The sequence below is a fragment of the Sphingomonas sp. dw_22 genome, from assembly GCF_018449795.1.
Taxonomy (GTDB): Bacteria; Pseudomonadota; Alphaproteobacteria; order Sphingomonadales; family Sphingomonadaceae; genus Sphingomonas.
Genome location: NZ_JAAVVE010000004.1, coordinates 1 through 13,627 on the forward strand (window position 1 = coordinate 1; position 13,627 = coordinate 13,627).

Sequence of the window (13,627 nt, forward strand, 5' to 3'; positions counted from 1 at the left end):
CCGGGGGGGGGGGGGGGGGGGGCCGCGCCGCGCCCGGGGCCTGGCGGGCGGGGCCAGCCAGAGCAGCATGCCGAGCGCGGCAGCCCCGCGAAACATTCCCTTCATGCCCCTCGATCCTCCTCTCAGCCGTCCCTGCCGGCCGGCACGGCGACCCCGCCCGGCGTGGGGCCGGACACGGGCTGGCCGTTGCGGCGGACATTCTCATAGCGCAGCCCCTCGACATGGCTGACGATGTCGGGCTCGGCGGCGCGCACCACCGCGCAGTCGACCAGCCGGATGTCGCGGATCGGCGCGTTGGCGAAGCCCTGGAGGTCCAGCACGCGCTGGCAGCGGCCGACGAGCAGACGCTCGATCGTCAGGCCCCGGAAGACCGGCGTGAAGCCGCCTTTGGCGCCTTCACCGTAATTATAGTCGATCGTGATCGCCGCGCGATCGACCTGGCCCACGGTCACGTCGCGCACATGGACATTCTCCAGCGTGCCGCCGCGCATCGCGTTGTTCTTGAATCGGATCGCGGTGTTGAGCCGGGGGCTGTCCATCCGGCAATTCTCGACGAAGACGTTGCGCACGCCGCCGGTGATCTCGCTGCCCAGCGTCACGCCGCCATGCCCGTCCGCCATCACGCAGCCGGAGACGATGACGTTCTCGGTCGGCCGCTTCAGGCGCCGGCCGTCGGCGTTGCGGCCGGACTTGATCGCGATGCAATCGTCGCCGGTGTCGAACAGGCAGTTCTCGATCAGCACGTCGCGGCAGCTTTCGGGGTCGCAGCCGTCATTATTGGGGCCGTGGCTCGAAATGGTGAGGCCGCGCACCGTCACATTCTCGCACTCGACCGGATGGATCTCCCACATCGGCGAGCGGATGATGGTGAGGCCCTCGATCAGCACGTTGCGGCAGCGATAGGGCTGGATGAATTGCGGGCGGATGGTCGAGCCGGGGGCGAACACGCGCTTCGCCACGGGCACGCCCTCCTCGGCGAGGCGCTTCAGGCGTTCGCTGTCACCCTCCGATCCGTCGTCGGGGCCGTGCTTCCAGTGCCACCAATGCTCGGTATCGGCCTGGCCGTCGAGGACGCCATGGCCGGTGATTGCGACATTCTCGCAATCGATCGCGTAGATGAAGGGCGAGATGCCCATCAGCTCGTTGCCCTCCATCCGGGTGAGCACCGGCGGGAAATAGAGCGCGGGATCGCGCGCGAAGCGGATGATGCTCTCGCGATCGACGTGCAGCTCGACATTGGAGCGCAGGTGGATCGGCCCGGTGAGCCACACGCCGCCCTCCACCACCACGCGGCCGCCGCCGGGCGCGCGGGAGGCCGCCTCGATCGCGCGGGCGATGGCCTGGGTGGCGAGCGTCTTGCCATCGGGCACGCCGCCGAACTGCTGCGGGGTGAAGCGGTTGGCGCGGGGGAAGCTCGGCGGACGAATGCGCCGGCGGATCGCCTCCGCCTCCGCCCATGCGGGGGGGCTTTCGTCCGCCGGGGCGGCGGCGCGGTCCCATGGGGCGACCGCCCGTGCATGGGCGGGGGCGGAGGCGAACGCTGCGCTCAGCCCGGCGGTCCGGGCCAGGAAATCGCGCCGTGTGGTCCAGATCGGCTGAGGCATGGGATCGGTCCGAAAAAGGAGTGCCGACGCGGCGGGGATGCCGCGCCGGCAGGGGGCGATCAATAGTTGAAGCGAATACCGGCGAGAAACTCGCGGCCCGTATGGTGATAGACCGAGAGCAGGTTCCGGCTGTCGACGAACTGGTCCTGATATTGGTCGGTCAGGTTCACCGCTTCGAAGGTCAGCTTGAACTGGTCGGTCAGCGTGATCTGCAGCGAGGCATCGAGGTTGAAGGTCTTGTTGGTGCCCTGGCTGTCCACGCCCTGGGTGCCGACCGCATCGCTCAGATAGCCGCTGCGATAGGCGCCGGAGACGCGGGCGCTGATCAGCTTGTCCTCGTAATAGAGGGTGGCGTTCGCGCTGTCGCTCGAAAGGCCGGTGAGATCGCCTTCCTTCACCACCGCGCCCGACGAATTGAGATACTTAATCTTCGACGTGACGTGGGTGTAGTTCAGCAGCACGCCGAAATTGCTCAGGATGCCGGGTAGGAATTTGAACGGCTGCTGGAAATTGATCTCATAGCCGCGCAGGCGGCCGCCCGGCGTGTTGCGCGGCGCGGAGAAGGTCCAGTTGGCCTGATCCGGGCTGCACGTGGTCGGATACTGGTTTCCGCAGGCCGCGATCGCCAGGCTGTCCGGCAGACCGAACGGGTTGGAGCTGTAGGCGCCCGACGACTGCACCGTCTGCACGAAGCTGTCGATGTCCTTCTGGAACAGCGCGACCGAGATCAGCGCGCCGGGCTGGTAATACCACTCGGCCGCGAAATCGAGCGTGGTGGCGCGGAACGGATCGAGGTTCGGATTGCCGACCGACACGCTGCGATTAGCGCCGGACACCTGCACCGTCGCAGACGGCGGCAGGCTGCCCAGGTCCGGGCGGGCCATCACCTTGGCGGCGGCGGCGCGGATGATGATCTCCTTGCTCGGTTCGAACACGAGGTTCACCGAAGGCAGCCAGTCCTCATAGGTGCGTGACGAGGTGATCGGCAGCGGCGCGCCGCTCGAGAAGGAATAGCCCTGCGCGCGCTGGAAGGTCTGGACGTAGCGCACGCCCGCGTTGCCGCGGAAGGTGAAGGCGCCCAGGTCGCGATCGAAATCGAATTGCAGATAGCCGCTCTTGTCATGCTCCGTGACGCTGGTGTTGCCCGACAGGCCCGGCTCGATCCCGAGGCGGAAGGTGCCATTGCGCGCAGTCGGATCCTCGAGCCCGAAATAGTCGCGCGCGGCGAAATAATCGGGTCCGAAATAGCTCTGACCCTCGATCGTTACGATATGGCCGAACTGGTCGAGCGTGTCGCCCGGCAGCGTGCAGCAGGCGAGGTTGGTGTCCTGCGCCGAAGTGGTGCCGTTCGAACGGCGCAGATCGGTGCTGGCGAAGGCGTAACGCTTGTACGAACCGCCCGCGCTGACCTTGAAGTCGTCGGTCAGCTCCCATTTCAGGTTGAGCTGACCGGTGTCATACTCGTTCTTGGCCGATGCGGCGCGCAGGCGGATCTGGCTCAACACCCAACCCTGCGGGCCGCTGAGATTGGCGTTGCCGAAGTTGAACACCGGATTCTTGCGGTCGCTATAGTCGTAGCTGTAGCCGTCGACATTATACTGGTCGAACGTCACCGTGTTCTGGATCGGGTTCTGGTGATCCGAACGCGACATGCCGAACAGCAGGTTGACGCTAAGGCTGTCGCCGAGCTTCTGGTCGAAATTGGCGGTCACCTGCTTGAACTTGGTGTCGAGCCGGTCGAAGCGGTTCTCGGTGCGCAGGTCAACGCCGTTGAAGGTGCCCTTGACGATCGTGCCGTCCTGAACGGTGGCGTCGATCACGTCGGTATCGTTGACGCCGCAATTGGCGGGCTTCGGCGCGGTAGTGCACAGGCCGGCCACCGAAAAGCCGTTGGCTTCGAGATAGCGTTCCTCACGCGTGCCCTTGAAGTCGGCATACAGCCCGTCGATGGTCAGCGAGGTGTTCTCGGTCGGCTTCCACTGGATCGAGCCGGTGACGCCGATGCGCTCCTGATCGGTGATGTAATAGTCGTAGCGTGGGAAGCGCGGGTGGAAGAGCTTGTTGGCTTCCGCGCAGGCGGGCGTCGTGGAAGGTGCGCTTGCCGAGGTGTATGCGCACGGCGTGCCGAGCCAGCTTTCGAATCCCGGGGCGACGCCAGCGGTGTTGGTCGTCCAGCGCACGGTCGAATAGCCGCTCTCGATGATCTGGCGCTTGGTATAGGCGCCCGAGAGGAGCACGCCGAAGGTTTCGTCCTGATTGCGCCACGAAAGCATCGCGGCGGCGCGGGGCGAGAACTTCTTGGACAGGTCATTATAGCCCCCCTGCGCCGAGGCGGCGAGGGTTAAGCCCGCCTTATAGTCGAACGGATGCGCCGTGTTGAGATCGACGGTGGCGCCGAGCGAGCCCTCCTCGGTCACGGCATCGGCAGTCTTGCGGACCGTGATGCCGTTGAAGAGATCGGCGGCGAAGACGTTGAAGTCGAAGCCGCGGCCGCGATTGGTGCCGCCCGAGGCATCCGAGCCGCCGGCGGTGGCGATCGCCTCCATGCCGTTGATGCGGACGCGCGTGAACTGCGGGCCCAGGCCGCGCACCGAGATCTGGCGGCCTTCGCCGCCGTCACGCGCCAGCGCCACGCCGGGCACGCGCTGGATGGATTCGGACAGGTTCAGGTCGGGGAACTTGCCGATGTCCTCGGCAAGGATGGTGTCGACCGAGCCGGCCTCGGTGCGCTTCACGTCGAGCGCGCGCGCAAGACTGCCACGGAAACCGGTGACAACGATTTCGTCGTTGGTGGATTCCTGCGCCGCGCTGCTATCCACCGGTGCGGTTTGCGCTGCGTCGGAGCTTGTATCCTGCGCCAGTGCCGGTGCCGCGAAACCGGCTGTGCCGGCCATGACGGCCAGCGATACGCCGGCAAACCACGCACTTCGCCTCATATTCCCTTTACGCATCTCTCTCTCCCATTTTTTCAAAACCTTACGGCCGAACTGTTTTCGTCGGTCCGCTGTCTTTTTGAATTCCCGGCCGGCTTGTGCCGACTCTCTATGCGATCATCGCGAAACGCTTGCGTCCGTTGGCGAGCACCTTGCGATGGAAATTCCTGAGCGTTCCGGGGCTCTGGGCCTTCGCCGCCGCGCCCAGTCGCGCCAGACCCAGCCAGGTCAGCGCTTCGGCGGCTCGAATGGCCGGCTCTATGCAGATTCGCTCGATATCCTGCGCCATCGGCGCGAAATAAATAGCCTCCCCCTGCAATGCCGCGAGCTTGTCGCTCGTCTGGACCAGCGAATCTTGTCCTAGGCGGACACCGGTGTCAACCAGTCCGCGCCCAATACGGAACAAGAGCCAGTGCAAATGGCCCAGCAGGGCGCGGTCATCACCGGCGAACGCGCCGTCATCGGCCATGCGCTGCTCGGCATAGACGGCCCAGCCTTCGGCGAAGGCGGGGGCATAATCGATCCGCAGCGGGTGGGGCGCCGATTCGGCTTCGATCGGAAGCTGGATCATGTGGCCGGGCAGCAACTCGTGATGCGCCACCGCGCCGAGCGTCCAGGACGGGCGCGCGCGGATGCGTTTCAGGTCGACGAAATAGCTGCCCGACATGGCCGGGGTGGGGACGACGCGATAGCCCTGCCTGCCCGTCGCTTCCTCCTCCGCCGGCATCCTCCGTGCGGCCACGTTCAGGCATTGCGGGGGAAGCGGGCCGAACAGCGCCGGCAGGCGCGGGCGGACCTTGTCGAGCCGGGCGTTCATGTCCGCCATGGCGCGGTCGCGGCCGGCATCGTCGTCGGAATAGAGGAAGCGCGGATCCTGGAACGCGGCACTGATCCGGGCGCCGACACCGCCCTCCGCATAGCCGAGCCGCCTGAGCACCGTGTCGGCGCGCGCGGTTAGTTCATGCGCCTTCTCAGCGAAAATGCGGTGCGCCTCGGCCGGTGCGATGTAGGCGACGTAATGGCGTTCGAGCAGCAACGCGAAATAGTCGGTGCCGCCGGGGAAGTGGCCGACGCCGGGTTCGGCGGGTGCGCGGGCGCGGAGCCCGGCGAGCAAGGCGGCCTGCTCGCCGAGCCTGGGGGCGACTGGATCGCCGGCCCGGGCGGCGACGGCGCGGATGCTGGCGAGCGTCTTGTCGAGCAGGGGGAGGGGCAGGATCACGCCGTGCGCGGCGTCGGCGCGGATGCCCTCGCTTTCCTTGGCGATATCTTGCGCGAGCGCGGCATCGTCCTTGCCCTTGCCGGCATCGCGCCAGGCGCCGGCGGTCGGCGAAACCGTATAGGGCGTGCGGCCCAGCCTTCCGATCGGAAAGCGCGCGACGAGCCGGGCGTCGACCTCCAGCCCGGCGCGCACCGTATCGAGGTCGATCCGCGCCGAGGGCGAGAGTTGGGAGGGATCGAAGCCGGCGAGACGCTTCAACTTCGCTTCCGGCGTGTCGAGCCTGGCGAGGCTGTCGAGCGCGGCTTTCAGCTTGGCATCGCGGTCCCGCGCCGCGCGCGCGATGCGCGGCAGCGCGGCGATGCCTGCGGCGGCGAGCAGATCGCGGCGCCTCATGCCGATGTCTCCCTGCCGGAAAGCGTCGCGCGGGCGCGGTCGAGATCCAGTTCGCCCTCCCAGCGGGCGACGGCGATGGTCGCGACGCTGTTGCCGATCAGGTTGGTGACGGCGCGGGCCTCGTTGAGGAAGCGATCGACGCCCAGCAGCAGCACCAGCCCCGCGACCGGGATCGAGGGGATGGTGGAGACGGTCGCCGCCAGCGCGACGAAGCCCGCGCCGGCCACGCCTGCCGAGCCCTTGGACGTGAGCAGCAGCACGCCGAGCAGGATGATCTGGTGCCCGATATCGAGCGGCGTGTCGGTGGCCTGTGCGATGAACAATGCCGCCATCGTCAGATAGATGCAGGTGCCGTCGGTGTTGAACGTATAGCCCGCCGGAAGTACCAGCCCCACCACCGGGCGCGAGACGCCGAGCCGTTCCAGCTTGTCCATCACCTGCGGCAGCACGGCCTCGGTGGAGCAGGTGCCGAGCACGACGAGCAGTTCGTCCTTGAGATAGCGCAGCAGCCGGGGCAGCGAGAGGCCGACGATGCGCATCACCAGCCCCAGCACCACGACGACGAACAGGATCGAGGTGAGGTAGAGCGCCAGCAGCAGGTGCCCGAGCGACCAGAGCGTGCCGACGCCATATTTGCCGATGGTGAAGGCCATGCCCGCCCCGGCGCCGATCGGCGCGAGCCGCATCACCAGCCCCACCACGCGGAACATCAGCGCCGTGAAATCCTCCACCAGCGCCACGGTGCGCTCGACCCGGCTGCCCATGCCGCTCGCCGCGATGCCGAGCAGCACGGCGAGCAGGATTACCTGCAACATGCTGCCTGCGGTGAAGGCGCCCGCAAAACTGTCGGGGATGATGCCCAGCAGGAAGCCCGTGATGCCGGGCTCATGCGCGGCGCGCGCGGTGAAGGCGCTCGCGGCGGCGCCGTCGAGCGTGCCGGGATCGACGTGCATCCCCGCGCCGGGCTGGAGCAGATTGGCGACGATCAGGCCTACCGCCAGCGCGATCGTCGACAGGATTTCGAAGTAGAGAAGTGCATTGAAGCCGATCCGGCCGACTTCCTTCAGGCTGCCCATCTGCGCGATGCCGACGATGATCGTGCCGAAGATGATCGGTGCGAGCAGCATCTTGATGAGCTTGATGAAGCCGTCCGCGAACGGCTTGAGCTGGACGGCGAAGCCGGGCGCGGCGATGCCGATCGCGATGCCCAGCGCCATGGCGATCAGCACCTGGACGTAAAGCTGGCCGAGCCACTTCCGCGCGGCGGGCGGCCGCACCGGAAGCGCTGCCGCCGCTTCGCTCATGCCGCGATCGTCCGCGGCGAGATGTCTTCGGTAAGCGTCTGCATCAGGGCGTAAAGCTCCGATTTCGCCTCGAAACCGATGCCCGGAACGTCAGGCAGCCGGACATAGCCGTCCTCGACCGCGATCCCGTCGGCGAAGCCGCCGAACGGCTTGAACACATCCGGGTAGCTCTCATTGCCGCCCAGATGCAGGCCGGCGGCGATGTTGAGCGACATCTGGTGGCCGCCATGCGGTACCACGCGGCGGCTCGACCAGCCTTCCTCGCGCAGCACCTCGAGCGTGCGGAGATATTCGACCAGGCCATAAGAGAGCGCGCAATCGAACTGGAGCCAGTCGCGCTCGGGGTGCATGCCGCCGAACCTGAGCAGGTTGCGCGCATCCTGGTGCGAGAACAGATTCTCGCCGGTGGCCATCGGACCGTCATAATGGCGGCCAAGCTCGGCCTGGAGCGCATAGTCTAGCGGATCGCCCACCTCTTCGTACCAGAAGAGATTATAGGGCCGGATCGCCTCGCCGAAGCGGATCGCGGTGTCGAGATCGAAGCGGCCGTTGACGTCGACCGCGAGGTTCTGCCCGTCGCCGACGATTTCCAGCGCGGCTTCGATGCGGGCGATATCCTCTTCGAGCGGTACCGCGCCGACCTTCATCTTGCAGACCTGATAGCCCCGGTCGCGATAAGATCGGAACTCGTCCTGAAGCTGCTTGTGATCCTTGCCCGGATAATAATAGCCGCCCGCCGCATAGACCCAGACCTGGTCGTCGGGCGCCGCGCCGTTGCCGTAGCGATCGGCGAGCAGCCGGTAGAGCGGCACCCCGGCGATCTTCGCCACCGCGTCCCACATCGCCATGTCGATCGTGCCGACCGCGACCGAGCGTTCGCCATGGCCGCCCGGCTTCTCGTTGGTCATCAGCGTCGCCCAGATGGCGAAGGGATCGAGATTGCCATTGGCCTCGTCGATCAGCGTCTCCGGCGCGGCCTCGGCGAGGCGCGGCAGGAAGCGCTCGCGCATCAGCGCGCCCTGGCCGTAGCGGCCGTTGGAATTGAAGCCGTAGCCGATCACCGGCCGCCCGTCGCGCACCACATCGGTGACGACTGCGACGACCGAGCAGGTCATCTTCGAAAAGTCGATATAGGCATTGGCGATCGGAGACGCGATCGAGACGGTCTTCTCGCGAACTTCAACGATGCGCATGCTGCCTCCCTTCGAAAACTCGATCGCCCGGATAGCCCCGCCCGGCCGGGCCTGCTAATGCCGAAGTCCGCTTCGGCTATGCGGATTTTGCATCATGGACCTGAACTGGCTCGAGGATTTCCTGGCGCTCGCGGAAAGCGGCAATTTCTCGCGCGCGGCTGAGGCGCGGCACGTTACCCAGCCTGCGTTCAGCCGGCGTATCCGGGCGCTGGAGGAATGGGCCGGCACCCCACTATTCGTGCGCGGGGCGCAGCGGGCGACGCTCACCCCGGCGGGCGAGCTGTTCGCGCGCAGCGCTCCTGCCTTCGTGCGAAGCATCACGAATCTGCGCCGCGAGGCGCGCGAGCTGGGCAGCCGCGAGGGTGCGATGCTCCATTTCGCGGCGACGCATGCGCTGTCCTTCACTTTCTTCCCGCACTGGATACGCGGGATCGAGATGCGAGCGGCGGTGGGTGCAGTGCGGCTGGTGTCGGACAGCATGCAAGCCTGCGAGGAGCTGATGCTGCAGGGGCAGGCGCAGTTCCTGCTCTGCCATCGCCATCTGGCCGCGCCGGGCCGGTTCGAGCCGCGGGCCTTTCGCTCGGTACCGGTGGGGCATGATGCGCTGGTGCCGTTCTGCGCGCCCGATTCTGAAGGCGCGCCGCGCTGGCGGCTGGAGGCGGGCGGGGTGTTGCCTTTGCTTGCCTATAGCAGTGAATCGGGCCTGGGCCGTATCCTCGCGGCGCAGCATTTCAAGGAGCGGGCGCCGGGGCTCGAAACGCGGTTCGAGGCGCATCTTGCGGCCACCCTGCTCGGTCTGGCGCGCGAAGGAAGCGGGATTGCCTGGCTGCCGGCGAGCCTCGCCGATCAGGACTTAGCGTGCGGCGTGCTGGTACGGGCGGGCGGAGCGGAGTGGGAAGTGCCGGTGGAAATCCACCTGTTCCGCCCCGCCGCGCGCCAGACGGCTGCGGCGGAACGGTTCTGGAGCGCTGCTGCAATGCAATAAGCGCATGAGGCAATTCCTCCCCGGAACGGGGAGGGGGACCGCGCCTGTTCCGGCCAGGAGTTTGGGATCATTTGGCGGTTGGCAGCGCCACCACATTGTTGCGCCGCGTCACCTCCGGCGCGCCGCCTTCCAGCGCTACGTGGATCCGCGCGGCGCCCTTGGGCAGCGCCAGCTTCACCACCGCTGTCTTCGGCGTCAGGTCGAGCGGCGCCGCGATCGCCGGCACCTTGGCGGTCGCCAGTGCCTTGCCATTCGCATCCTCGATCGTGATCGTGCCGCCCGAAGTATCCTGCGCGCCGAGGTTGTGGACCGTCACGGAGACGTTCCGCCCCTGCACCGCCACGTCGTCGGTGCCGATGCCGAGGTCGGGGCGGGCCGAGACGGTGCTGCTTGGCGTCCGGAGCGTAAACTCGATCTCGGTCGTCGCGTGCGGCGCGAAGGCGACGCGGGTCGAGGCGCTGCGTTCGAGCGGCACTTGCGTCGTGGTGCCGCCGGTCTTCATCTCCCACTGGCCGGGGTCGACGTTCCAGCTCGTCATCTCGGCCGATTGCGGGCGGTCGCCGGTGTTGTAGGCGATCACCTTGAAATGGGTGGGGGTGGCCCCCGGCATCAGGATCGCGGTCTGCGTCGCGCCTTCGGGATCGTCGAAGCGCCAGCTCACCGTGTTGCCCGGCCAGGTCTGGTTGCGTGACAGCGCGATGCCGCCCAGCCGCTCGCGCTGGAGGATGTCGTTGGGCTGCTCGACGCGATCGGACCACCAATGGCCCAGGGTATACATATATTGGTGCTGCGCCTTCTCGGCGATCGCGTCGGCATGGAGCGATTCGAGATGGGCGGTGTCACTGGTGGCGTCCCATGCCGCCCATTGCTCGAACGGGCTGGCGCCCTTGCCCTTGGCGGCGAGCGTCTTCGCCCAGTCTTTGTCCTGGCCGAGCAGCGCGACGACATTCTCGTTGAGATCCTGGACCGAGGCCGGGCCGTTCTTCGCGGTGCGGCTCAACATCGGCTGGAGATATTTCGCGTCGCCAGTGAAGCGCCACGCCGCCCAGGCCGACTGGAGTGAAGTGTAGAGACCGCCGCCGTCGCCCACGCGCTCGGCATCGGTGCGCCAGTTGATCTCGTTCGGATAGGTCCAGTTGCCCTTGGCGTCCTGCTTGCCATGGGTCATCCAGCCGTCGACCACGCTGGTGACGAGGCCCTCGGCCTGCTGGTTGCCGTTATACAGGCCGATCAGGATCGGCGCGTGCATCACAGTGAAGCTATAGGGCTTCTGCCATTCCCACGGCCCTTCGCGATACATTTTCCGCCCGCCATACCAGTTGGTGGCGAAGTGCATGTGCCCGGCGGGGTTCTTAAGGATCACGCCCTGCAGCGCCTTGGCGGTGGCCATCAGCCGCTCGATCGCCTTGGGTTCGCCCCAGTTGAGATAGAGCCGCTCGGCGTCGCTGTTCAGCCCCTCCTCATAGGCGTGGAGCTCGTCGGTGGTGATATAGCCCAGCCCGTTCACGCGCATGCCGTTGGTGTAGACCGAGTCCGAGAGCGCGCGGAGCGAAGCGTTGATCTTGTCCAGGTCGACGCCCATCAGCGCCAGCCCGGGCCATTGCTCGGTCAGGTCGACATCGTCCGAGATGCCGCCGCCGAAATCGCCATAGGGAACCTGGCGATTGTCGATCCACCAGTTCACGAATTCGCGGGTGAGCTTCAGGTCTTCGAGCTGGCGGAAGGCCCAGAGCGGCACGCCGGCGGGCGCCTCGGGCTGCTTGAACGCGGGCAGCTTGTAGGCGCCGTAGCTGATGTCCGCCCAATAGCGGCGCCCCTCGACATTGTCGGGATCGGCGCGCAGGAGATCGGTGATGTCGCCGAACACCCGGCGATAGAGCGCCGCGCGCTTCGAGGCGGTGTGCTCCTCGACCAGGAAGGCCCAATTGTCCTTCACCTGATTGAAGCGATCGGCGATATGCTCGGGGAGCGCGGCGGCGCGGTCCTTGAACACCAGGCGAACCTGCGTCCCGTCGAGCGATTTCGGCCCGAAATCGGGCGCGGCGGAGGCGATCGTCAGATAGAGGCTGTCGTTGGTCAGGATGCGATCGCGCAGGTCGAGCCACAGGGTCCGCGCCTCGCCCGGGCGGACCGAGACGGATACATCGACCATGTCGCGGCCCGGCCAGATCGGATCCTTCACTCGGATGTTGAGCGGGATCAGGCCATCGGCGCCGGGCGTCGCCTTGAGCGCGGGAATGTCGAGCGCGATGCCATCCAGCCCGTCATGGACATCTTCCCAGCCATAGTTCCAAGCGCGCGCCAGCGGACGGCCCGGATAGGCGTCGCCGAAGCCCGAGGGGATCAGCACATGGACGATGGGCTGCGCGCCCTCGACATGCGAGGCCGCGCTCGCATCGGCGGCGTTGCCCGCCCCCGGCGCGGCATGGCCGGCCACGCTCGGCAGCGCGACGACGGTGGCGCGCTCATCGGGGGCATAGCGCCCGGCGATGAAGCGGTTGAGCTTGTCGAGCGCGGCGAAATCGGCGCCGTCCTTGGAGTCGATCGCGTAACTGAGCTTGAAACTGCCCTCGGGCTCCTTGCCCGCCTTCACGTCATAGGCCCAGATCTCCTGGATCGGCTGCTCCTGCATCGTGTTGGTAAAGCGCAGCACGCCGCCGGTGCCCCCGGGCAGCGAATCGAAGCTGCGCACCACCCCTTGGGGGCGTTTCGCGACGTTGCGGAAGCTGCCGCCATCCGCCGCATAATCGAGCGCGCCATAGGCGGCACCGCGAATCTCGACGCGGTTGAAATGCTCGCCGGCCGGAACGGCGAGCGTGTAGGTCTTGCCGCCTTCGACATAGACGTTCCAGTCGGGCAGCTCGAAATAATCGTCGCGGCCGGGGAGCTTCGAGCGGTTATAGACGCCCGGCCAGGTCGTCTCGGCGATGCCGTCGATGCCCTTCCACATCCATTCCTTGAGATCCTTGGCGTCGGAAAACTCGACCTTGCGGATGCTGGTCTCGGCGCTGTCGAGCACGGGCGGGGAGGCGCGGTCCCAGCCGAAGCGGTGGAGCCAGGCGGCGCGCTTGGCGGCCGCGCCGGGCACGGGCTGCGCGGCGGGATCGGACTTGGCGGCGAGCGCGGCAATGCCGGCGGCGTCCAGCATGCGGTCATAGACGCGGATCTCGTCGACATCGCTGCCGCGCATGAAGCTGTAGCGGCTCTGCACCTGGTGCGGCGCGATGATGCGGCCGGCCAGGCCGAACTGGTCGAGCCCCGAATCGAGATCGGCCTTCTGGTCGAGCCGTGCCGCCTCCTTGCCGTCGACATAGAGGCGCACGCCCACCGTCTCGTCCCAGCTGAAGGCGATATGGTGCCAGGCTTCGGGCGCGGGACTTTCGGGCAGGCGGAAGGAAACGCGCTCGCGCGACAGGTTGGTGTCGGTGACGAAGGCGTCGAAGCCGTGGCCGTTCCAGTCGATGCGCAGGAACGCCATGTCCCAGCTCGAATGATCGGCGAAGCCAACGCGGAAGATCGCGAAGGGCGCCTCGCCCACGCGCTCGCGCGAGCGCCAGAAGAAGGAGAGGGTGCCGCGCTGTGCCTGGATGTTGCCGGGTGCGTTCCAGGCGACATAGCCGTCATCCGCCCAGCGGAAGGCGCCGCCGATCGCGCCGTCGGCGACGCGCGTGACCTTGCTCTGGAAATTGGGCACCGCATCGCCGCTCGCGCGCTCCGCGGTGGCGTCCTTGTCGCCCGACGCGCGGAAAAGCAGGCCATCCCCGGTCTGGGCGGTGGCGGGACAGGCGACGCACAGCGCCAGCGCCGTGCCCGCAAGAAAACGCGTGGTCGAACGAACCATCATGACAGCCTCCCCAAACGGGCAATTGCCCTGTTTTTGATTTTGCCTAATGCATGTCAGCGGCTGACACCGGTGGCAAATGAAAAATTGTGTCCGATTTCTTGCTCCCGGATTGCGCCGAGTCGCAGCGCGGCGGGTAATCAGGGCCATCCGTG

General features: G+C 67.1%; 7 protein-coding genes. 1 reads left to right on the forward strand and 6 read right to left on the reverse strand.

All coding sequences use genetic code 11. From position 1 onward, the window contains the following. Positions 1 to 122 precede the first annotated feature (122 nt). The 5 genes from HB724_RS02590 to HB724_RS02610 form a co-directional block, all read right to left on the reverse strand. On the reverse strand, positions 123 to 1,604 hold the full coding sequence (locus HB724_RS02590) for a glycoside hydrolase family 28 protein (protein ID WP_213979352.1): 1,482 nt from the start codon (positions 1,602 to 1,604) through the stop codon (positions 123 to 125). A gap of 59 nt (positions 1,605 to 1,663) precedes the next feature. Beyond that, positions 1,664 to 4,540 carry a TonB-dependent receptor gene (locus HB724_RS02595; protein ID WP_213979353.1) on the reverse strand — a complete coding sequence of 959 codons (2,877 nt, stop codon included), beginning with the start codon at positions 4,538 to 4,540 and terminating at the stop codon, positions 1,664 to 1,666. A gap of 106 nt (positions 4,541 to 4,646) precedes the next feature. Beyond that, positions 4,647 to 6,149, reverse strand: coding sequence for a DUF885 family protein (locus tag HB724_RS02600; RefSeq protein WP_213979354.1), 1,503 nt, complete (start codon positions 6,147 to 6,149; stop codon positions 4,647 to 4,649). Continuing rightward, positions 6,146 to 7,453, reverse strand: coding sequence for a C4-dicarboxylate transporter DctA (gene dctA / locus HB724_RS02605; protein ID WP_213979355.1), 1,308 nt, complete (start codon positions 7,451 to 7,453; stop codon positions 6,146 to 6,148). The genes HB724_RS02600 and dctA overlap by 4 nt, the downstream gene beginning before the upstream one ends. Continuing rightward, on the reverse strand, positions 7,450 to 8,646 hold the full coding sequence (locus tag HB724_RS02610; protein WP_213979356.1) for a mandelate racemase/muconate lactonizing enzyme family protein: 1,197 nt from the start codon (positions 8,644 to 8,646) through the stop codon (positions 7,450 to 7,452). The genes dctA and HB724_RS02610 overlap by 4 nt, the downstream gene beginning before the upstream one ends. A gap of 94 nt (positions 8,647 to 8,740) precedes the next feature. Here HB724_RS02610 and HB724_RS02615 point away from each other — a divergent pair, with 94 nt between their 5' ends. After that, positions 8,741 to 9,631, forward strand: coding sequence for a LysR family transcriptional regulator (locus HB724_RS02615; RefSeq protein WP_213979357.1), 891 nt, complete (start codon positions 8,741 to 8,743; stop codon positions 9,629 to 9,631). Positions 9,632 to 9,698: 67 nt separating this feature from the next. Here HB724_RS02615 and HB724_RS02620 read toward each other — a convergent pair whose 3' ends face one another. Next, positions 9,699 to 13,475: a LamG domain-containing protein gene (locus HB724_RS02620; protein ID WP_256731280.1), complete on the reverse strand. Its 3,777-nt coding sequence runs from the start codon at positions 13,473 to 13,475 to the stop codon at positions 9,699 to 9,701. Between the last annotated feature and the right edge of the window lie 152 nt (positions 13,476 to 13,627).

Bases quoted from the DNA above. Each gene is read 5' to 3' on its own strand.
- HB724_RS02600 (WP_213979354.1), bottom strand. From the start codon at position 6,149: ATGAGGCGCCGCGATCTGCTCGCCGCCGCAGGCATCGCCGCGCTGCCG.
- HB724_RS02620 (WP_256731280.1), bottom strand. From the start codon at position 13,475: ATGATGGTTCGTTCGACCACGCGTTTTCTTGCGGGCACGGCGCTGGCG.
- HB724_RS02595 (WP_213979353.1), bottom strand. From the start codon at position 4,540: ATGAGGCGAAGTGCGTGGTTTGCCGGCGTATCGCTGGCCGTCATGGCC.
- HB724_RS02610 (WP_213979356.1), bottom strand. From the start codon at position 8,646: ATGCGCATCGTTGAAGTTCGCGAGAAGACCGTCTCGATCGCGTCTCCG.
- HB724_RS02590 (WP_213979352.1), bottom strand. From the start codon at position 1,604: ATGCCTCAGCCGATCTGGACCACACGGCGCGATTTCCTGGCCCGGACC.
- dctA (WP_213979355.1), bottom strand. From the start codon at position 7,453: ATGAGCGAAGCGGCGGCAGCGCTTCCGGTGCGGCCGCCCGCCGCGCGG.
- HB724_RS02615 (WP_213979357.1), top strand. From the start codon at position 8,741: ATGGACCTGAACTGGCTCGAGGATTTCCTGGCGCTCGCGGAAAGCGGC.